Here is a 21146-nt window from a genome sequence, read left to right on the forward strand (position 1 = left end):
AACCCGATCCTACCGGCGAATCGCCGGTGACCACCGCAAAGCCGCCCGCCCGCTACGGCGCTATTTGAGGCGCGCGTACCGGGCGGCTTTGCTCTACCGAGCTACACCATCACTGGGGACACGACCGTGCGCCGCCGTCCCCAGAAGGGTTCGAGTGAAGTTCGTTGTCAGCACATAAGGGGATATTGCCGCAACAACGGCCTAACCACTATACACGAAACGAAGGTTAGGCCGAGTTGGCAGTCATTGTGAGTGTCTCGCACCCGGGCGGCCTGTGCTTTCTCGTTATCCGGCTTCCGCACGGCGGTAGCAGAGCCATGAGGTCCCGAAGCAAGAGCAAAAGTTGAACTAAGGAGCGAAATCAAACTGGGTTGTTGCAGTGCAAATGCGTGTTGTACGACGTACCCGATCCGACCGCGATAGCTAATGAATCAGTCGCAGACGGCGTAATGGAGGCGGCGCCCGCATGCCAGGTTAGCTCGTTGGATGCTGCGCTTCGCTATGATACTCTGTTCGTACCATCGCAGCCGGCGTTGTTCGGCCAGGAAAAGCGCTCTCCACATCAATCCGTCAACGAAATCTCACTCCGCGGCACGCGAGAAAATAAGTTTCGCGATCTTCATCTGGTTGGCCGGAGTTCGTAGGTTGGCCGGCAAGGCATCGACGGCTTGATCGAACAGGCGTCCCAAAACGAGAAGGTCTTCCGGGTAATAAGCGCCGCGGTCCCCGGACATGTGCGTGGTGCGAGCGCCGCCGTCATGATTGCTTGTTCTTGTCTCGCCGAGCTGGCCGAGCTCCAGCTCTGCCGTGATCATTTCATTTGTGAGTGCGTTGAGCAGTCGGATCGCGTCAAGCGCGTCACCATCCTCGCCTACGAGAGTGGCGAGGATGGTCAGTTGCAGGTCGATCCGATCCTTAAGATTCTGTACGCGGGAATTGGAGGGGGCAAGTTCCACGATGTGCTCCTGGTGGTGAAGTGAATGTAAAGTACCTGATGGTGTGTGTTGCGTTTCGCGGTCCGCGAGAGCCGGCAGGTGCGGCGCGACAAGGAATGTCTCCGTCCCAGCTGCGTGTTCATTGAGGCGATCGTCGCGCTCGCTCGACGCCGTACAATGGCAGGGCCTGCGGGCCATGACTGCGACTTACGACTTAAGCCGAGCAGCCCGCGGATGTGCTGTGAGACGCCGCCCGGCATAGCCGCCGAGAGCCAATTGGGCTCATCGGGGATTGCAGAGCGATCTTCCGCCACAATCGTCTGGGCTGCCACGCTCAGATCGTTAAATGCTCGGCACAGTGAGCGTGCGGCTAGGCGGGGAAAAGGAGCCCGCGAACAGATGGGAACTCGGCAGCTCGCCCAGCTGCGCCAATTGCTTAGATGATGGTGTGATGCTTGCCGGAAACTCAAAGAGCGCTCGCCCCCGTCGAAAGTTGATCGACAACCGCGGATAAAGCCGGATGAGCATCGTGCAGGTTTGTAGAGCGTAGATCTGGCCCGCGCCGACCGAGCAGGGCTCAGCAAGCGAGCGCAGTGAGGATTTATGGTCACACGACGTTGCAGAGTGGACGGCAAGTTGGCGAAGTTGATCTGTCCATGTCGTCGCAGATCGGGTCCTCGTCCGGGCCGTCGGACACGTATCTTGCAATCGGGGCAGGTACAGACCTGCCAGCACGGCCTCGCTTGCAGCCGCCAGATTGACGGCGCTGCCGACCTGGTCAGGGCGAAAAGTCCAAGCTCCGGCGAGGAGGACGGTTCGCCTGGCCGAATTCTAAACGACGTACGCATTTACCGAGGCCACTGGAAGTGCGCGAACGCCGATCGTCTGAAACGCCTTTGGGGTGATGGCCAGGGTATCAGCGAGGACGCGGTTGATGACTACGCGCCGCACGCGGCGATCAGGGGACAGACTAAAAATGGTTCGCACGTGCGTCGATTTGGACGAATCGAAAGTATCTTTGTGGATCCAGGTCGGGGTGGCTTGAACTGACCTGCGACTGTGCTGAAGGCAAAAGGGATCCATGGCCACACGACATTCGTGAAAGGTGCTTTCCGGAAATCGCGATCGACTTATGGGGTATTTGGCTAAATCCGGTAAAATCGAAAGTTTTGATGGGATCCATCCAGTTCGCGGATAGCCCGGGCGAGGAGTCATTGACCTTTCTGAATGACGCTGGATTCTCGCGCGGTCCACGAGCCGATGAGACGGGCCGCGGGGCTGACCCGGTGCTGCTCCAGGTGCTCGAGCATGCTCTATTGGTCCGAGGACCCCATGTTGGGCAAGGCAGCGAGCGTGATGGCAGGCGGATATCGGCATTGTCGGCAGGGCGGCCGATCATGGCACATAGCGTTGCGGCGCTGAACGCAGGTAGCAAAATCGGATCGAACGTTTCAGCCAAAGCCAGGCATGATCTCGGATTGGATTGTGGTTGCTGTGTACAGCGAAACCTCCAACGGAAGGTTCCCGAATGCAAGCTGGCATAGTAGATATTAGTTGGCGCCCGCCTCCTCGATCTGGTTAAGGAGGAGCTGTCGGATGGAAGCTGGCGTTCCGACAACGCACAGTTCGCTTCAAGCGCTGCATCGAAGGTCAGCGGGAAGTTAGGCGGTGTCGGCATTCAATTCGTAAAGGAATCTAAAGCTCCTTAGCCATCGTTGATAAGCGGCTTCCGCGGCCGCGCGGGCATCTTTGTCAGACTGTGCAACTACGACCATGCGCAGCAAGCCGAGAAATGGCATCCGATCGTCCGCGGCGGTCTTATGCGCCAGATGAGAGCGGAACGCATCTGTCATGTTTCGGACAGCAGAGGAGTGGCCTGCGCACGCCAGATTGGCGCCGTTTGCAGCAGCCCACGCCGCCGGCTCCGGGCGATTGCTCGCGATCCAGGTCGGCTGATGTGGGCGCTGATGAGGCCTCTGTTCACAGTGACTCTTTTGAATTTGCCCTCTCTGGCTGCGCGAGGCGCCTGACACCAAGCGGCCGGGAGATGGTCGCTTCGCTACTTTGAAAGCAGTTCGCGAAGCTCCGCGACATCGAGCATGTGCTTGACCAGAAGCATCTTTAGCATCGCGTTCTCCTGCTCCAAGTCCTTCAATCGCTTGGCCGCAGGAACGTCCATGCCGCCAAACCTGGCGTTCCAATTATGGATGGCCGCTTCTGCGGTCCCGTGTTTGCGAGCCAGGTCAGTTGCCTTCGCCCCAGCCTGATGCTCCCTCAAGATCGCGACGATCTGCTCTTCCGTGAATCGTGGCCGCTTCATTTGACAGCCCCTGTTAGGGGGGAGCTTGCATTCCAGCTGGAGGAAGCGCGGAATGATTGGTCATCTGCCGAGCGCGGGTTGGAGGGGGCCGCAGACGATCCGACTGGGGCCAAATGGGCTTCATCGATCTGCCCTAGAGGCCCGTTAGGCGAACCCTTGTCGTCGATAGCTGAACGATGCGTCAGGATCCCGTCGCCGATGTTGAAGGTATTCCGGATCTTGCCAAAGCACTCGATTGGCGCGTCAACATGCTCGGCTTGATGAGTGCGTGCCACATGGTGAAGTCTTGGTCTGTATGTGTGCCTTGCGATTTGAGCGCAGCGCTGGGTGAGTTGTGCGTTGCGGCGCTCGGCAGCGAGAAGGGGTTTCCATTGACGTCGAAGCCGCAATTCGCGCAGAAAACTGTCTGGCGGAAGGGCATAACGAAAAACTTGCGCAGCTCGAATTAGCGCGAGAGGACGTAAACGACGCAGCGTCTGGCGCAACGTGGGGCGCAGGGCAGGGGCACTTGTCAGCACGGGAGCTCCATAGGCTGGACTGTTGCCGAAAATCGATTTTCGCGGCTACGGCGGTTGAAAGGATAACGGCCAGCACCTCCCGACAGCGCCAATCAAATGCTGCAGGGTGAATGGAGGGCTCATTTGGCCAACAAGCCCATCGATCAGGGCGGCCAACCATTAAGCGACCAGGCCGTTGCTTAAAAGACTCGCAAACAATGAGGGTTGGCACGGTACTACTTGTCTATCATCGGACGTAGCTCGTCATCGAGCCTGTCGACATCGGGGAGCTCTGCGAGCGCTGCAGCAAACGCAAGAAGTGCTCCGAGAGCCGCCAGTACAAGGGCGGACGCAACTATTGCAGCTGCCAGGTCTTGAGAACGTCTCATCATCTGTGTCATTCGCTGTTTAGGGAAACGATGCGTTCGCGCCGGTCAGTTCTGCTCGACGGCTTCAACACGCCCGTCGCGTAGCGATAGACCAGAAGGGCGGGAGCCGCGTTGTTGCTATCGAACCGGAGCGGCGCGATCAGGTTATCGATCGCCCCTGAACGAAGTGCCACGACAACTCGCGAGGCGTTGAAGGAACCGGCCCGCCCCACCGCCTGTCCGCTTCGGCGTAGACTTCGGAGCCTGGGATCGACGAGAAGGAACAAAAGTGGCCGACGACTGACTGGACTCGGTCCATTGTGAGCCTATTGGCAACTGCGACCGCTTGCTTCGGATCGCTGGCGTCGTCTGCGACGCTCAACATCACTTTGGTATCTGGTATTGGGCCCGAGGCGTTCAATGCCTCGACGGCGGCCGCCGTACCATCGCGCATTTGCGCGCCAAAACGCAGCGCTGTTCCCGCTCATTGGGCCAGCCACGGCAATACAGACGTCGGAGGCGTGCGCAGTCGAGGCGAGGGCGCAGAAGACGAGCGCTGCACTTGCAGCCGAAGCGAAGCGCCCATTTAGCATTGTAGAACTCCCAATCTCAAATGAAGTGAACGGCCAACGCCGCGGTCAGCCAGCTGCAGCTCGATGCGGTTGCTTCCGGCAAGCGAATCCATGCGCGGCAGTTCGCCAGACCTCAATCTCGCTAGAGCCTACAATTTGACGTTACGTGCGGTTCAAGCTCCATTCGGGGTTCATGCCGCCAGTTGCAGCAAGTGGCCGTGCGTTAGGCGGGCGGATCGCCAAAGACGCGCTACGCAGACAGGCCCAGTGAGGCCGCAGAACGGCAGGCACGAATCAGAACCGGCAGATCAACCGGCGCTTCAACGCGCTTTGATGTTGACCGGGCCGTCCGACAATCCGCCCGTCGGCGCCGCAATCAGTACGGCTGGTCTTCCAATCCAGCAAGGGCGAGATCGAGATACTGCATGAGGTGGGGATCCCAACCGGCCAGAGTGCGAGGTGCGCTTAACCGTGCAAGCACCTTCAGGATCGTCGAAACGCGCGAATCGGCGCCGGCTATTTCGCCGATCAGCGAGCGTGCTGCGATCGCGACGGCCTTTGCCCGCTCGCCGCAGGGATGCTCAGCCATATCCATGCATTCGCGCAGCTCATCGCGGATCCGCCGCCACCGCTCCTCGCGATCTGCAGCCAGCTTGCAAGTGCATCGGGAGGGCTGACTACGCGTCTCGACCCGCGACATGGCATCCAAGGTGGCGGGTAGCTCATCAACACTTACCTGGATTTCACTGTCCGTCGTCATGTTGCGTAAGCGATCTCGCAACAGGGTTGCACGAGCGACTTGAAGCTCTATCCGCTCCAAATGCTTGCGCATGAGGTCCGTAAGTGAAGTCGTACGCTCCATAGCCTTACCGATCTCGAAAAGGGAGAAACCAAGCTCACGCAGCGCTCGAATCTGATGAACCCGTTGAACGCTTTCGCGGTCGTACATCCTGTGGCCGCCGTCGGTGCGTTCGGAGGCAGCTAAGAGCCCCGTGTGTTCATAGTGATGCAGCGTGCGTACCGTCACTCCGGTCGCCTCTGCAAGTTCGCCAATGCGCCATCGACGCCTTCGTGGTGTAGCTTTGCTCATGTTGTTCAATTTCAAAGCCTACAACCTGACGTCACGTATGATTCAAGCTATTTCAAAGCTCTAGCTGGATCGTCTTCCATTCCAGCGCAAGAGATGGTGACTATCCTTAGAATGGCGGGCGATCAACCCTGAGGGGAAATGATGACCAGTAAGTTCATCAGGTATGCCAGTCGAGCCTCGCTCACCGCTGTCCGCTCCAAAATGAGTTTTGCGATCGCCGTTCGATTATCGGGAGTTCGCATCGATGGCGGCAACGCGGTGATTGCACTATCAAAAAGACTTCCCAAGCCGGAAAGTTCTTCCGGATCAAATACACCGCTGTATTGCTCCAACGATCAGCTCCTGTTTGTCATCGCGCTAGGGTCGCGCACGTCGTCGAGACGTTTGGCCGCGGTAGGGCCAAAAGAAGTCGGACCGGCGGCGCGGAGCGACGAAGATGCGATGCGCTTGAAGGTGATGCGATACGGCAACACGGCTGCGCGATGCTGCGTCGAAATTGCGGGGATGTACCCCACCTGCACAATCGATCAGCACAGCGCTCACTGTGGGTGATGATGTGACGCCGACTAATCCGAATCGAGCTCGCGCCTGGGAGCTACTGATTCTGAGAGTGGACGGCGCGTGGTCCGAAGCTGATTCCAAGTTCTGCATCGAGCCTGGTGAGCCAAAGAGAGAGGCCGGGTGCAGCGCAAGACCCCAGCTGGAGCGGCGGCGGGCGCGTCGTGCTTCGTCCTTGAGGGTTAAGTTGCAAACAACGCAATCGACCGCGTGCGTCGCAGTTCGCGCGCCGGTCGGATAATAGAATGCGAGCGGCACAGCGGCTGATAGCCATCGGCCGAAACTGACCGAAGTTTATCTGCCAATAACCGGTGTCATTGGAACAAGCGTGAATTGGCCGCGTCGAGACATGCGTCCGGATAGAGATTACGCACTGCGGACGTCCTTACGACAACGGCGAACCAGACTCCGCGAAGTCTGCGCCAGTGTCCGCTTGGTCCGAAGCGTTGATGATGAAGCGTTCTTCACGTGTAGATGCCATGCGGGCCGCCTCCTGCAACAGTATTTCTCGCATCCAGACGCTTTCCGGATCGCTGTTGTGAAGGACAGGCCATTGGACCGCCTCGGTAAATGTGGGGAATGGCTGCGGGAGTTCGGCAATCCGAAGGGGTACCATTCTTTGGAAATGCTTAACGAGCCTTGATGGCATGGTCCCTATGCGAGTCGTGCCTGCCAGCAGGGGCGGAATCATGCTGAAGCTCTGCACGAGAATGTCGATGCGTCGGTTGAGGCCAAGGTCGAGTAAAAAGCATTCCTCGATGGGGGCCTTGCGCGCATCTCCGAGTTTCACCGCAACGTGCCCCATGGACATATATCGATCAAATGTTAGCCGTCGGAGCAACTGGCTGTTCGTGCCGCAGCCTACGCAAACGAGTCTCTCCTCAAACAGGCTCATCTTAGGATGCGCGCACGACATGAATAATTCCGGCAAGATGATGAAATCGGCCTCGCCGCGCCGGAGAATCTCATCGTGATCATCAGCAAGCGCCGCCAGTTCGAAGCTGACGGCGGGAGCTTCTCGCGCAACGCGCTCTACGACGTTTCGGAAGAATACGACTGTTATGAAATCCGAAAGGCCGATCCTGAAGCGGCGCTTTGATTGAGCTGGATCGAACACGTTCCGAGCGATAATGGAGAGCTGAATGTGCGTCAGCGCCTCGCGAACGGGAGCTGCCAGCGCTTCGGCGCGTGAGGTCGGGACAAGTTCGCGGCCTCTCATTGTAAACAGATCATCGTGAAAATAGGAGCGCAGCCGGGCAACGGCCGCGCTCATGGCCGGCTGACTAAGGTTGATCCTGCGTGCTGCTGCAGTGAGGTTGCGCTCAGTCATCAGAGCGTCAAGCGCGACGAGAAGATTTAGATCCAAGCCCTTGAAGCGCATATCGTCTTATCCTGCGCGAGTGTCGTTGCGGTACATTAGAGTAGCGAAAGCGGCTCTGAAGCGCTCTCATCGGATCGCCTGAAACGAATCCGTTCCCATCCTGCGATTGCGAAAGAAGCTCGCGGAAGCCATCGTAAGAAGGGCGCGGAGGGCGGTCGGCGAACGACCGGCGACTGGAGTGTATCGGGAGCCGCGGAGCTGATCGATTTCGACACTCCGGCAACCCCGCAACACGACCTGGTCAATTTACGGCTGGCGCTGGCCCTGGTGCTATGGCCAGAGCCGTAAGTTCGCCGATGCCCCTGTCGATGGCCGCGCAACGCGTCCCAGCAGCGAGCCTACAACCTGACGCGGCGTGGGGTTCAAGACATTGATTGGACGAATCAAACATTATTGAGAAGTTGCCGCGATAGTGGGGGCTGTGCTTTCACGCAAGCTCACCGAATCACATTTTGCGGCATCAACGGTCAGCGCCTGCCAGGCGTTTGCGACTGACCGACGGCTTGAGTGGCCTCTTAAGGAGGGCGCCACCCGAGACGGCGAAATGAGAAAGCGGCCGAGTACGACCAAAGGGCCGAACACGGTATTTGCAGCGTGCGGAGAGCGGCTTGTGGCCAAACTAGCAGCGCCTGCGAGCTGGGCTCTTCTGATTCGCAGATGTCATGTGGGATCCCTCCTCCAACAGTATCCGCCGCATCCAAATGCTTGCCGGGTCCGTGTTGTGAAAGGCTGGCCACTGAACGGCCTCGGTGAACTGGGGCAGCGGCAACGGTGGCTCGACGATCCGCAGAGGCGTCCGCTTTTCGAAGTGTCTGGCGAGCCGTAAGGGCATTGTCCCTATGCGGCTCGTGTCGAACAGTATAGGCGGAATGAGGCTGAAGCCCTGCACAACGACCTCAATGCGTCTCTTAAGGCCGTGCTCAAGCAAAAACCATTCCTCGAGGTTGGGCCTTAGCGCCCGCCCGAACTTGGCCGCAACATGTCCCATCGAATTGTATTTATCAAACGTAAGCTGCCCTGACAGCTGCCTGTTCGAGCGGCATCCCACGCATACGAGAGTCTCTTCAAATAACGTCGCCTTCGGATGCGCGCTCGACATGAACAATTCCGGCAGAATGAGAAAATCGACCTCGCCGCGGCGGAGTAGCTCATCGGGCTCATCGGAATATGGTAGCAATTCGAAGCGTACTGCCGGAGCTTCCTGTGCGATACGATCCACAATCCGCCGAAAAAAGACGATTGTCATGAAGTCGGAGAGAATGATCCTGAACCGTCGGTTCGACTGACTTGGGTCAAACGCGTCCCTTGAGATGATCGAGAGTTGAATATGCAGCAGGGCCTCGCGGACAGGGCTCGCAAGCGCCTCCGCGCCGGGTGTTGGGACGAGCTCGCGACCTCTCATCGTGAACAATTCATCACGAAAATAGATGCGCAGCCGCGCGATCGCAGCACTCATCGCGGGCTGGCTCAGATTGATTTTCCGTGCCGCCGCAGTGAGGTTGCGCTCGGTCATCAGAGCATCGAGCGCAACCAGAAGGTTTAGATCAAGTCCCTTGAATCGCATGTTGTGAGTCTATCCATCGTGTGGATGAGTTCTATCGAAACAACGGAATGTTGGATAGCAAACATCAGTTTGGAAACTGATTAGGCGTACCACGATGGCTGCTTGCCATTACGCGAGTTCCGAAACGGACTGCTGGGGTGTGCGAGCACCTGCCGAATCCGTTTAGGGGCGGGTGTCGGCGCGCTATCCGAGCAACGTCTGTTCTTCTCGGTGCGACGAGCGGCCTGACACGGCGCTCGCTCGTGCTGCCGATAAACGTTCGTATGTGTCTTCCATTCCTTTCCATATTTGCGGTTTACCCGCGTACACTAGAGATGGCTTACGCCTCACCCTAGTGTCGGAACCGAGAGGCAGGCGCACATTGCGGATGCCAAACGTCACCCGCGACCGGCCAAATAGTTGCTTGTCCATCACATTCAGAGCGTGTCGAAGATGCATATGACCCAAGTTGATCTGGGGCCGATCGGGATCGCTTTCGGTGAGATCTCGTTCATCGATGGGGCGCCATCAGACCGCACAGCATCGATAGCAATCCTGGACCGGACCGAACCTCTTGATAATGCGGGTAGGTGCCGGACAATCCAAGCGCCACGTCGGCATGTCTGGCAGATCTCGGACATGACATTGACTGGGATGACCAGCGCCGACTGCACGATCGCCTCTTCTCTGGCCAAGGCGCCACTCCAAGGGGGCCGTTCTGCCGCGCCGCTGGCGAACTGAGCCGGGCGCCGGCGCCCCACGTCAGTGCATTCGAGTATTGATCAGCGATTCAGCCGATAGCGAGTTGTTCACGTGACCACCTCCGCTCTTAACGTCACTGGTGCAGGGAAGCCCGTCATGAATATTCCCGGATCTCGGTCGGCGGAAAGTCGTTCCGCGCGCCCTCAAGTGCAGTGGAGCCTGCATTGGGAAAGCGAGCTGCGGCTGGGCGACCATACCGAGCTCGCTGAGTTTTTCCGCGAAAGCTACGGGCCGACCGGTGCGTTCAATGCGCAGCCATTTGAGGGGAGCCGAAGTTGGGCCGGTGCAAGGCCGGAGGTCCGCGTAATTGGTTACGACGCGCACGGCGTAGCTGCTCACATCGGCGCCCTACGCCGCTTCATCAAGATTGACGGGCGCGATCTACTCGTGGCCGAACTGGGACTATATGCGGTGCGTCCGGATCTCGAGGGGCTTGGAATCAGCCACTCAATGCGCGTGATGTATCCTGCGCTGCAGGAGCTCGGGGTCCCGTTCGGCTTTGGTACGGTTCGGCCCGCGCTTGAGAAGCACCTTACCAGACTGATTGGAAGGCAGGGGCTGGCAACCCTCATGTCCGGCATTCGCGTCCGGTCCACCCACGCAGATGTGTATCCCAATTTGCCGCCGGTCCGGATCGAGGACGTTCTCGTGGTGGTGTTCCCGGCCGGACGCCCGATCAGCGAGTGGCCGGCCGGGACGATCATCGACCGGAACGGGCCTGAGTTGTGAAAGAGCTCGTCCCCCTGTCTGCGGTGCGTCGCGACTACGCCGACGTCAGCGCAAGTCGCTGTGTCTATTTGACCTTTGATGATGGGCCAAATCCATTTTGCACGCCCGACGTGCTCGATGTGCTGACGCAACATCGGGTGCCGGCGACGTTCTTCGTTATCGGCACGTACGTGACCGATCACCCTGAACTCATTCGACGAATGATTGCGCAAGGACACGAGGTTGCAAACCACACGATGACGCATCCGGATCTCTCCAGATGTGAACCAGCGGTGGTTCACGATGAAGTGCTAACGGCGAGCAAGGCGATCCGTTCGGCCTGCCCGCAGGCTTCGCCCAGGCACATGCGAGCACCCTACGGCTTATGGACCCAAGCGGTGCTCGCTACGACAGCGAGCGCTGGCCTCACAGCTCTGCACTGGTCGGTCGATCCGAGAGATTGGTCGCGCCCAGGCGTCGATAGGATTGTGAATTCAGTGCTGGCGGCCGTTCGTCCAGGCGCAATTGTACTTCTGCACGACGGGTATCCTCCTGGTGAGGAAAGACTCTGCAGCGATGCCACTCTGCGTGATCAGACGGTGATGGCGCTGTCACATCTGATACCGGTACTGCAACAGCGCGGGTTTGCAATCCGTCCGCTTCCTCAACTTCACTAAACAAAACTGGCCCCAAAATGGACCTGCTCGCTACAACCAGCGCTGTCGCCGTTTCGTCTTATGCGCTGCTCTCAACTGTCTACAAGAGCGCGCAAGCGCTCTATGCTCAGCCGGCGAATACCTCGTCGCTGCAGACCGATATGGGCCAATCCGAGGTAGCTCTGCCCAGCGTGGACGTCATCGTGCCTTGCTTCAACGAGGACCCGAATACGCTCTCCAAATGTCTCGAGTCGATTGCAGGTCAAGACTACGGTGGAAGACTGCAGGTCTATGTGGTCGACGACGGATCTGCAAATCGCGATGTCGTGGGGCCTGTACACGACCTCTATGCGAACGATCCGAGATTCAGCATCATCCTGCTGGCCAAGAACGTTGGAAAGCGCAAGGCGCAGATCGCCGTTATACGTAGCTCGTCCGGGAACCTGGTGCTCAACGTCGACTCGGATACGATACTAGCCGCTGACGTGGTCAAGAAGCTTGCATTGAAGATGCAGGAGCCGGAAGTCGGCGCCGCCATGGGCCAGTTGATAGCGAGCAACCGCAGCCAAACCTGGCTGACCAAGCTAATCGATATGGAATACTGGCTAGCGTGCAACGAAGAGCGCGCGGCACAGGCTCGCTTCGGTGCAGTCATGTGCTGCTGCGGCCCCTGCGCGATGTATCGTCGCTCCGCCCTCGCTTTGCTGCTTGATCAATACGAAACGCAACTCTTTCGCGGAAAGCCGAGCGATTTTGGCGAGGATCGCCACCTAACTATCCTCATGCTCAAAGCGGGGTTTCGAACCGAGTATGTCCCGGATGCCATCGCGGCAACAGTCGTACCCGACAGCCTTGGGCCGTATCTGCGTCAGCAACTGCGTTGGGCACGGAGTACCTTTCGGGACACGTTTCTTGCATTGCGCCTGCTGCCCGAACTCGATGGCTATCTCACGCTAGACGTTGTCGGACAAAATCTCGGCCCTTTACTCCTCGCCTTGTCATCACTGGCTGCGCTCGCACAGCTCGCAGTCGGCGGTTCGGTGCCCTGGTGGACGGGATTGACAATTGCTGCAATGACAATAACCCGGTGCAGTGTCGCGGCGTTTCGTGCCCGCGAATTGCGCTTTATCGGCTTCTCGCTCCATACGCCCATCAATATATTTATCCTACTTCCGTTGAAGGCTTATGCGCTTTGTACATTGAGCAACAGCGATTGGCTGTCGCGTAAGCTCGTCAATGTGCCGAGCGCAGGGGAGAAGAAGGCCACTATCCCGGCTACTAACACTGGATCGAGCGCTGCAGCTACTGCAGAAATTGTTGAAGCAATTCGCAAGCGGAGGTCGCGCGGTTCCTCGGGCGTGCCGGCGACTGACAATGTGTGCGGTGGCGATTGATCGAGCCAATAACAACAGGTTAATCGACCCATGAGACTGGACAAGAACGATCATCTGCTCGAGCGTGGTCTTGCTGTTGGTGATCAGTGGCAGCTCGACAGTAACCCGTTGGAACAGGAGCGTTACGCGCAAATGTTTCGGATGTCGCGTTCCAATGGGGAAGTTACGCGTGCCCTTGAAGTCGCAGGTGCAGCCTTCGCATTCACGGAAATGCTGGGACCCCACTGCCAGCGAATTACCGTGCAGGATGTCATGCCACAGGATTGAGCGCGCACGGCAAAGAACGGAGAGGCGGTCATGGTGAGCATGCTTGCGCCAAATGGCGCGCTGGTCTTCGCGCGTGATGCTTGTCGACGCTGGGGGCATGCTGCTGAGACGGCGATCGCTCTCTTGAATGAGAGTTTATCCGAATCGAGCGTCAGCATTGCCAGACTGGTTCGGTCGACCAAGATTGCCTGCTCGTTCTGTTCCGGAAGTCGAATAACTCGTCGAAACAATCAAATTGCGGTCGTTGGGCCGGGGGGCGTATGCGCATCTGCGGCATCAAGTTGACACATGACGGGGCAATTGCTGTCGTCGAGGATGGGCGGCTTGTCTTTTGCACCGAGCAAGAGAAGCGCGGCAATAATCCTCGCTATCAATCCATCGATAATCTCGATGCAGTTGTACTTGCATTGGCGGAGCACGGCCTGGATCCGCGTGATATTGATCAGTTCGTCATCGACGGCGGGGATGGCGAGCGCGAGTCGCAATTCCTGGTCCTCAGTGGGGCCGTGCCGATCGCGCTGAAAGGGGCGCCATATGTCGAGCGCCGTGCTGAGGGCCTTCTTGATTGCGTCGACGGTTTTGGCTTGATCCTTGGCGGCAAGGTGTTTCCCTACAAGAGTTACCCGCACGTCACCGGCCACGTTGCCTCAGCATATAGCACCAGCCCCTTTGCCGTCTCGGGTAGGCCCGCGTTCTGTCTGGTATGGGACGGCTGGATCTCTCCACGTCTTTACTATGTTGAACCACAGGGGGGGCGGCTCGTTGGATGCCTGTTTCCGATGATTGGCCACGCCTATGCTGTCGCCGGCCTTCACTTCGGGCCTTACAGTCGGCCGAATCGCACCAATTCGGACTTGGGCATCGCCGGCAAATTGATGGCCTACGTCGCGCTTGGTTCTGCCGATGAAAGCATTGTGGCAGTGTTTCAGGAGCTCTACGACAGGCGCTTCGCGGCGGACACGCAGCAGGCTCGTCGCTATCGCGCAGACATCAACAATGCCGAAGCGTCACTCGCAACTATGCACGACTTTTTCGAGGCGAGCAGACTGCGCCTGATGGCCAAGCGAGCGGAGGACGTCCTTGCGTCGTTTCATGTGTTCCTGGAACGTCTCCTTATCCGGGAAATCGCAATGGTGTTGCTGCGGCATTCGTCGCTTCCGGGAGCGCGGAATCTATGTATAGCCGGCGGCTGCGGTCTTAACATCAAGTGGAATAGTGCGCTTCGCGCGACGGGACTGTTCGATGACGTCTGGGTGCCGCCATTTCCGAATGACAGCGGCTCGGCAATCGGTGCTGCTTGCAGTGCGCTGGCGGCGCAAGATGGGTTCGTGCCACTGGAATGGTCAGTCTACAGTGGTCCTGCCCTGCAAGCCAGCGAGGTTCCGCCAGAATGGCAGGCCGCGCCGTGCAGTCTGCGCGATCTTGCGGCCATTCTCGCCGACAACGAGCCGGTGATCTTCCTTTCCGGGCGCGCGGAGCTTGGGCCGCGGGCGTTGGGCGGCAGAAGCATTCTTGCGGCCGCGACCTCGCCGGCAATGAAGGATCGTCTCAACGACATCAAGCGCCGCGAATACTTCCGACCGGTGGCGCCGATTTGCCTAGAGGATCGGGCGCCAGAGATATTCAACCCAGGTACGCCGGATCCGTACATGCTGTTCGATCACCAGACTAGGACGGAGTGGCGCGACAAGGTCGCCGCCGTCGTCCATTTGGACGGCTCTGCGCGACTGCAGACAATCTCCCGCAACTCTTCACACAAGATTGCCGAGCTCCTCGTCGAATTTGAGAAACTCACCGGCATTCCGCTGCTCTGCAATACGAGCGCCAATGTTCACGGCCGTGGCGTCTTCCCGGATGTTGCCGCGGCTTGCCAATGGGGACGCGTTGAACATGTGTGGTGTGACGGCCTGCTCTGGACCAAGACGGCCGTAGGGACGCCATCTTCGGCTCAACGACTTCTGCCAACCTAAGGTGAACATGTCCACCGTAGCCATCGACATTGCCGGCGTAAAAAAGTCCTTTGGCGGCAAGATCATCGTCAATGAACTGTCGTTCTCGGTTGCACGCGGAGAGTGCTTTGGCCTGCTCGGGCCTAATGGAGCTGGCAAGAGCACCATTGCGCGTATGCTTCTCGGCATGATTGCGCCGGATGAAGGCAAGGTTACCGTCCTTGATGAGCCCGTGCCTGCACGCGCTCGAGTGGCACGTGTGCGCATCGGCGTGGTGCCGCAGTTCGACAACCTTGAACTCGGGTTTACCGTACGAGAAAACCTCGTGGTATTTGGCAGATACTTCGGCATGAGCGCTCGAAAGATCGAGGCGCTCCTGCCGTCGTTGCTTGAGTTTGCGCGACTCGAAAGCAAGGTGGATGTGCGCGTCGCCGAGCTTTCAGGTGGCATGAAGCGGCGGCTGACGCTGGCGCGTGCATTGATCAATGACCCGCATCTGCTGGTAATGGACGAGCCGACGACGGGTCTGGATCCGCACGCCCGCCACCTGATCTGGGAACGTCTGCGAGTTTTGTTGGCCCGTGGCAAGACGATCCTACTGACCACTCACTTCATGGAAGAGGCCGAACGTCTATGCGATCGGCTGTGTGTGCTGGAGGATGGACGCAAGATTGCCGAAGGCAAACCGCAAGCGTTGATCGACGAACAGGTCGGATGCAACGTGATTGAGATCTATGGCGGTCATCCGCAAGAGCTGCGTGAGATACTCAAGCCCTATGTACGTCACCTCGAAGTGAGCGGAGAGACGCTGTTTTGCTATGCGCAATATCCCGAGCAGGTGCGCATCCAGCTGCGCGGGCGAGCGGGTCTGCGCATTCTGCAGCGTCCGGCAAATCTCGAGGACGTGTTCATGCGCCTGACCGGACGCGAGATGGAGAAATGAGTGATGAGTGAAGGTTATGCGGGGGTCCTGCCCGCTAACGCCTACAACTGGGTCGCGGTATGGCGTCGAAATTGCCTGGCATGGAGGAAAGTTGCGCTTGCGTCGGTTCTCGGCAACCTCGCAGATCCTATAACCCATCTTTTTGGCCTTGGCTTCGGCCTCGGTCTCATCGTCGGGCCCGTTGAGGGAACTTCCTACATCGCATTTTTGGCTGCGGGCATGGTTGCGACCAGCGCCATGACTGCCGCAACGTTTGAAACCATGTATGCAACCTTTGCTCGCATGGATGCCAATCGTACCTGGGAAGCAATCCTGTCCACACAGCTCACGCTTGGCGATATCGTTTTAGGCGAATTGGTTTGGGCGGCCAGCAAATCCGTTCTTGCCGGGACGGCAATCGGGCTTGTCGCTGCCACGCTTGGCTATGCGTCTTGGCTTTCCATTTTCTATGCGATGCCGACCGTCGCGCTTACTGGGCTTGTCTTCGCCAGCCTGGCAATGGTCGTCATATCTCTTGCGCCAAGTTACGACTACTTCGTGTTTTACCAGACGCTTGTCCTTACCCCTATGGTGTTTCTGTGTGGCGCGGTGTTTCCGATGAGCCAACTGCCTAGCTCATTTCAGCACTTCGCCGACTTGTTGCCGCTAGCGCATTCGGTCGACCTCATTCGCCCCGCGATGCTAGAGCGCGAGGCTGGCGGCGCTTTGTTTCATGTAGGTGCGCTTTGCATATACGCGGTGTTGCCCTTCTTCGTATCGACCGCACTGTTGCGGCGCCGGCTGCTGCGTTGACGGAAAGAACTAAGATAACCGGGAGAATCCAGCTGATGCAGTCGCACCATGCTCTCTCTGGTGAGTCGGACAAGGCCCGACCTGCCATGGCAGCAGTTGCAATGCCTGTAAGAGGACGCGATCAAGCCAGGTCGACACCAGCCTGTTCGGTTGATCGATGCGGGGCTCCGGCACTTCAACGGGCTGAGCGCCGTGTCCGGGCGGCGTTGGGAGAGCCTTGGGTTGTGCTACGGCCCCGCGCGGCCGACGGAGCGCGATAATACGAAGCAGCTGGAACGGCCATTGGTCGTCCCGTCATGATCAAATGGAGAACGAGATGTTGTGTCTGGGAATATGTGGCGGTCTGGACAGAATTCATGAAAGCTCGCCCGAGCTGCCGAATACATTCTTGCACGATGGCGCTGCGGTTCTTGTACAGGATGGCCGCGTGATCGCTGCCGTCGAAGAGGAGCGCCTCAATCGAGTTAAGCACTCCAACAAGTTCCCAAGCAACGCGATGCGATACTGTCTTTCGGCTGCGGGAGTCGAGCTTCACCAGATCGATCGCATCGCGTTCTACGCGACTGAGGCGTACTGCAACACTATGCTCGAGCGCCTAGCTGTTTCTCAGCCGCTTCCGCTGGACGCCAAACTGTTGCTGCGACAGCTATTGGCACGGGAGTTCGGTACCGAGGTCGATGCGTCGCGGATTTCATTCGTAAATCACCATGAAGCGCATGCGGTGAGCGCGTTTGCCATGTCTGGATTCGAGCAAAGCCTCATTTTTTCGGTTGACGGCGGTGGCGATTTTCTCTCGGGCCTATTGGCGGTAGGGTCGGGCACCGGAATGACGCAACTTGCACGCTTCCCAGAAAGCAACTCTCTGGGATTGTTCTATCTCGAAACGATCCGTTACCTCGGCTACGGGTTGTTCGACGAGTACAAGGTGATGGGGCTTGCTCCCTACGGGGACCCCGCTCCTTATCGCGAGCTGTTCGCACAGCTCTACGAGTTGTTGGACAATGGAGACTATCGCGTCCACCACGACCGCATCGGTCCGGCGCTGCTCCGAAACATCCAGGTCCGACGAAAGGGAATGCCGTTTACCCAGCAGCATCGGGATGTCAGCGCATCGCTGCAGGAAGCTCTGGAGCGGATCGTGTTTCATGTCCTGCTACACTATCGCGAAACGACAGGCATCACGCGTTTGTGCCTAGCTGGAGGGGTAGCTCATAACTGCACCGTCAACGGTAAGCTACTCTATTCCGGCCTTTTCGACGACATCTTCGTCCAACCCGCGGCCCACGACGCCGGATGCGCGCTTGGCGCCGCATTGATGATGTCGAGCGAGCTGGGCAGGCCAACCCCGCGCGAGCGGCTGTCAGACGTATATTGGGGGCCCGGCCTCGGAAACGAGCAAGCCGTGGAACAGGAGCTCAATGCATGGTCCGGTCATCTCGACATTCAACGATGTGACGACATAGCAGCAAGTGCGGCCGACTGGATGGCAAATGGCGCCGTGATCGGCTGGGTTCAGGGCCGCTCTGAGTTCGGGCCGCGTGCGCTCGGCAACCGGAGCATTCTTGCGGACCCGCGGCCAGCCGAAAACAAGGACCGGATCAATGCAATGGTCAAAAAACGCGAGGGCTATCGTCCGTTTGCGCCATCGGTGCTGGAGGAGAATGCGAACGAGTTCTTCGAGCTCCCTGACGGCAAGCAGGACTTTCCCTTCATGAATTTCGTGGTCCGGGTGCGCGAAGCCCAGCGTAAGGTGCTCGGCGCAATCACGCACGTCGATGGTACCGCTCGGCTGCAAACAGTATCGCGCAAGACAAACCCCGCCTATTGGGATGTTATCAATGCGTTTAAAAAGCGCACTGGCATCCCAGTGCTTCTGAATACGTCATTCAACAACAATGCCGAGCCGATCGTGGATTCGGTTGCAGACGCGATCACGACATTTTTGACGACCGACCTAGACGGATTTGTTGCGGGGCCGTTCCTCGTCAAGAAGCGAGCGGCAAGGCTGCAGGATTGGGGTGCGCTAAGCGTTTCATTGCCGCCTTATGCGTCCCTTCATCGCGTTCGCTCCTACACTGCGGCAGATCGCCAGGAAACGGTCTGCGAGATCCGTACGGGACCTTCGGGCCGCGACAGCATACGCATTTCACATGAGTTATTCGAGCTGCTGATGCGAATCGAGGGCGAGGCGCCGCTTGGCTGGCTTCTAGACACGACCATGGCCGATCACGACAAGCGTGAAGATATCGTGAAGGAACTGCGGCTCGCGTGGGAGCAGCGCTGTGTTCGGCTGCGTCCGCCGCGCGCGGCCTGCGACTGCAATAAAAGGAAAAGTGAAGCTCAGGCTGAGCTCACGAATGACCCTGGCAATGCATGCGGGGCGGGACCGGGATAGGGCGAAACGGTATCGGACCGAAATCGGGTACGTCGGCGCAGCGTCTCTGAATGGAAGTGCAATCGGAAAGCATTCAGAGAACATCTTCCATCAGAGGCACGCCGCCATGAAATTCTACCGACGCAGCTCGCCGGCATCACGAGTGCCGCCGATGACAACGGATGCGATCACACGAGATGCATCTATAATGACGTCTTATGTCCACCCAGGAGCCCGCGAGGCAATGCGTATGGTTAGCGGTTTAAAGAGCGATCGGTTCGTTGTTTCCAGGCGAAGGACCGGGTTCGGCGACTGCCTGTGGTCGCTGGCGGCAGCTTGGCGCTTTGCACAGCGGACCGATCGGACGCTGGCAATCGATTGGCGCGGATCCTGTTATCTCGATCAGCCATTCACCAATGCCTTCCCAGTCTTTTTCGAACCAGTTCACGATATTGCTGGGGTACCGATCATCTGCGACGACCAGGTCAACCACCGCTCATTCCCGGGGCCATTCTTCCCGGGATGGTGGAACAGGCCATCCATCGACTGCGTCTATCGGCCGGATCAGCAAATTTTCCGCGAGCGCGACGAGCTCGATCAACTGTTCCAAAATGAGGAAGATAGTGACGCTAACACGGTTGTGTGTGACGCCTGTCTGATGTGGCGCTGCGATCAGGAGGCCGAACGAGAGATCTTTCGCAACATTAAACCGCGATCTGAAATTCTGGCACGGATTGAGGCCATTTACCGCAAGCAGTTTGAGCCGTACAGCATCATCGGCGTTCATGTTCGACACGGCAACGGCGAGGATATTATGGGGCATGCTCCCTATTGGGCCGATCCGGAGCGCGCCCTGCGGCAGGTCTGTCGTGCCATCGAAAGGGCCAGGGGGTTGCCGTACGCCAAGCCTGCGAGGGTGTTCCTGTGTACGGACAGTGCGCTCGTTCTTGAGAAGGTTTCGGCCTTATTTCCTGATGTTTTCACGATTCCAAAACGTTTCCAGGCGCTTCAGGCCGGGCCTCTGCACAGCGCCGCGCTCGGAGCCGAGGGCGGCTTTTCAGCCCTTATCGAGATGTATCTCCTTGCGCGCTGCGACACTGTGATTCGCTTTCCCCCAACGAGCGCCTTCACGCGCTATGCGCGTCTCTTTGTGCCACGTGTGATAGAGTTCGACCTGAACGATCCGGGCCGATTGATCTTAACCGATGAAACCTCGCAAGAGCTCGTGGGTTTGTGAAAATCATAGCCCGTCTCATCGACCAGATGGCCGCTTTTTGCATCCGGCAGTACTGGCACTATTTCTCCAGACGGCAATTCATAGCCCAACCTGAGGATCCGACGCGACTTTTCATTGAAGAGGAGAAGAAAAGCGCTGGCTCGCCACCATCCAGTGAAGCGCAACCTGGATGAGAGAGCGCTTGTAGTGCTGCCACCGTGCCTACAGGTGGAACACGCCGGTGTCTTCGTCTCGCACCCGTAGAGTGGAAGCTGTCGCTGCTGCCCGATCGCAGGTCAAGCTGTCTGTCGAGCGGCGCGTTCGCCGCGGCGGTCGTCCTCTCGCTCGAGCGCGCTGGCGCACTCAGAGTCGATTATGTGGAACGTCTCGCTAGGCGTTCAGTCCCCGGCTCGCGGTCGCGACGTCAATTGACGCGCTGCTGCTGGACAGGATGGTGATCAAATCAGCGCTAGGTGGTGTGGACTCTAAGGATTCCCTTTTAGGAGCAAATCAGATTCAAGGCTGCTTTTGGGGAGGCCGCCTTGGGTGTGATGGACCGTTTGGTATTGAGCGACGCGGCGTGGGAGCGGATAGCGCCGCTGATCATAGGGCGCCCCGATCAGAAGGGCTCCACCGGGCGCGACAACCGGATGTTCGCGGAAGGTGTGCTGTGGATCGTGCGTACGGGGTCTCCCTGGCGCGATCTTCCGGAGGTGTTTGGGGACTGGAACAGCGTGTTCCGGCGCTTCAGTCGATGGAGCATCAAGGGTGTTTGGTGGCGGATCTTCGAGGCGATGTCCGATGATCCGGACTTCGAATAT

The 21146-nt window shown here is 58.5% G+C and carries 19 protein-coding genes and 2 pseudogenes; 12 read left to right on the plus strand and 9 right to left on the minus strand.

Annotated features, from left to right (window positions below):
- Positions 1–581 precede the first annotated feature (581 nt).
- The 3 genes and pseudogenes from K359_RS0141760 to K359_RS0141770 all read right to left on the minus strand — a co-directional run.
- Positions 582–956, minus strand: a complete 375-nt coding sequence (locus K359_RS0141760; protein ID WP_029084494.1) for a hypothetical protein — start codon at positions 954–956, stop codon at positions 582–584.
- Between the two features lie 1430 nt (positions 957–2386).
- Positions 2387–3091 (minus strand): annotated as a pseudogene (locus K359_RS59800) (LLM class flavin-dependent oxidoreductase).
- Positions 2998–3255, minus strand: a pseudogene (locus tag K359_RS0141770) (transposase); the annotation flags it as partial. The pseudogenes K359_RS0141770 and K359_RS59800, both read right to left, overlap by 94 nt.
- Before the next feature lie 176 nt (positions 3256–3431).
- On the opposite strand from K359_RS0141770, the gene K359_RS54965 reads away from it, so the two are divergent.
- Positions 3432–3704: a hypothetical protein gene (locus tag K359_RS54965; RefSeq protein WP_035978067.1), complete on the plus strand. Its 273-nt coding sequence runs from the start codon at positions 3432–3434 to the stop codon at positions 3702–3704.
- 445 nt (positions 3705–4149) lie between these two features.
- Here K359_RS54965 and K359_RS63680 read toward each other — a convergent pair whose 3' ends face one another.
- From K359_RS63680 to nodD1, 6 genes are all read right to left on the minus strand, one after another.
- Positions 4150–4314, minus strand: coding sequence for a hypothetical protein (locus tag K359_RS63680; RefSeq protein ID WP_165123006.1), 165 nt, complete (start codon positions 4312–4314; stop codon positions 4150–4152).
- Positions 4281–4574 carry an ABC transporter substrate-binding protein gene (locus tag K359_RS58420; protein WP_029084498.1) on the minus strand — a complete coding sequence of 98 codons (294 nt, stop codon included), beginning with the start codon at positions 4572–4574 and terminating at the stop codon, positions 4281–4283. Before K359_RS58420 ends, K359_RS63680 begins: the two co-directional genes overlap by 34 nt.
- A 494-nt stretch (positions 4575–5068) precedes the next feature.
- Positions 5069–5782: a MerR family transcriptional regulator gene (locus tag K359_RS0141790; protein WP_029084499.1), complete on the minus strand. Its 714-nt coding sequence runs from the start codon at positions 5780–5782 to the stop codon at positions 5069–5071.
- A gap of 122 nt (positions 5783–5904) precedes the next feature.
- Complete coding sequence (locus K359_RS59805; RefSeq protein WP_084518717.1) at positions 5905–6114, minus strand: hypothetical protein; 210 nt, start codon at positions 6112–6114, stop codon at positions 5905–5907.
- Positions 6115–6725: 611 nt separating this feature from the next.
- Entirely contained in the window at positions 6726–7721 is a 996-nt protein-coding gene (locus K359_RS0141795) for a LysR family transcriptional regulator (protein ID WP_029084500.1), read from the minus strand.
- 619 nt (positions 7722–8340) lie between these two features.
- Complete coding sequence (gene nodD1, locus K359_RS0141800; protein WP_029084501.1) at positions 8341–9285, minus strand: transcriptional regulator NodD1; 945 nt, start codon at positions 9283–9285, stop codon at positions 8341–8343.
- Between the two features lie 837 nt (positions 9286–10122).
- Here nodD1 and K359_RS0141810 point away from each other — a divergent pair.
- The 11 genes from K359_RS0141810 to K359_RS0141850 all read left to right on the plus strand — a co-directional run.
- Entirely contained in the window at positions 10123–10755 is a 633-nt protein-coding gene (locus K359_RS0141810; protein ID WP_029084503.1) for a NodA family N-acyltransferase, read from the plus strand.
- Positions 10752–11411, plus strand: a complete 660-nt coding sequence (gene nodB / locus K359_RS59810; RefSeq protein WP_084518718.1) for a chitooligosaccharide deacetylase NodB — start codon at positions 10752–10754, stop codon at positions 11409–11411. Before K359_RS0141810 ends, nodB begins: the two co-directional genes overlap by 4 nt.
- Positions 11412–11428: 17 nt before the next feature.
- The gene (nodC, locus tag K359_RS0141815) at positions 11429–12784 is read left to right on the plus strand and encodes a chitooligosaccharide synthase NodC (protein WP_029084504.1); all 1356 of its coding nucleotides are present in this window, start codon (positions 11429–11431) and stop codon (positions 12782–12784) included.
- Positions 12785–12814: 30 nt separating this feature from the next.
- Positions 12815–13051 (plus strand): SAM-dependent methyltransferase, encoded by a 237-nt coding sequence (locus K359_RS66425; RefSeq protein WP_051346709.1) that lies wholly within the window; start codon positions 12815–12817, stop codon positions 13049–13051.
- A 39-nt stretch (positions 13052–13090) separates the two neighbouring features.
- Positions 13091–13336, plus strand: a complete 246-nt coding sequence (locus tag K359_RS66430; protein ID WP_312022842.1) for a hypothetical protein — start codon at positions 13091–13093, stop codon at positions 13334–13336.
- A complete protein-coding gene (nodU, locus tag K359_RS0141825) occupies positions 13312–15021 on the plus strand; it encodes a nodulation protein NodU (RefSeq protein WP_029084509.1) in 1710 nt (569 codons plus the stop codon). Before K359_RS66430 ends, nodU begins: the two co-directional genes overlap by 25 nt.
- Position 15022: 1 nt before the next feature.
- Positions 15023–15943, plus strand: a complete 921-nt coding sequence (gene nodI / locus K359_RS0141830) for a nodulation factor ABC transporter ATP-binding protein NodI (protein WP_224496934.1) — start codon at positions 15023–15025, stop codon at positions 15941–15943.
- Positions 15944–15946: 3 nt separating this feature from the next.
- Positions 15947–16735, plus strand: a complete 789-nt coding sequence (locus tag K359_RS0141835; RefSeq protein WP_029084506.1) for an ABC transporter permease — start codon at positions 15947–15949, stop codon at positions 16733–16735.
- A gap of 316 nt (positions 16736–17051) precedes the next feature.
- Positions 17052–19130, plus strand: a complete 2079-nt coding sequence (locus K359_RS54975) for a carbamoyltransferase (RefSeq protein WP_084518720.1) — start codon at positions 17052–17054, stop codon at positions 19128–19130.
- 106 nt (positions 19131–19236) lie between these two features.
- On the plus strand, positions 19237–20346 hold the full coding sequence (locus tag K359_RS0141845) for a nodulation protein NodZ (RefSeq protein WP_084518721.1): 1110 nt from the start codon (positions 19237–19239) through the stop codon (positions 20344–20346).
- Between the two features lie 521 nt (positions 20347–20867).
- Positions 20868–21146, plus strand: a 279-nt coding sequence (locus K359_RS0141850; RefSeq protein ID WP_035978071.1) for an IS5 family transposase, incomplete at its 3' end; no start/stop codon positions are given.

The sequence above is a fragment of the Bradyrhizobium sp. th-b2 genome (genome assembly GCF_000426785.1).
In the GTDB taxonomy this organism is placed as follows: domain Bacteria; phylum Pseudomonadota; class Alphaproteobacteria; order Rhizobiales; family Xanthobacteraceae; genus Bradyrhizobium; species Bradyrhizobium septentrionale.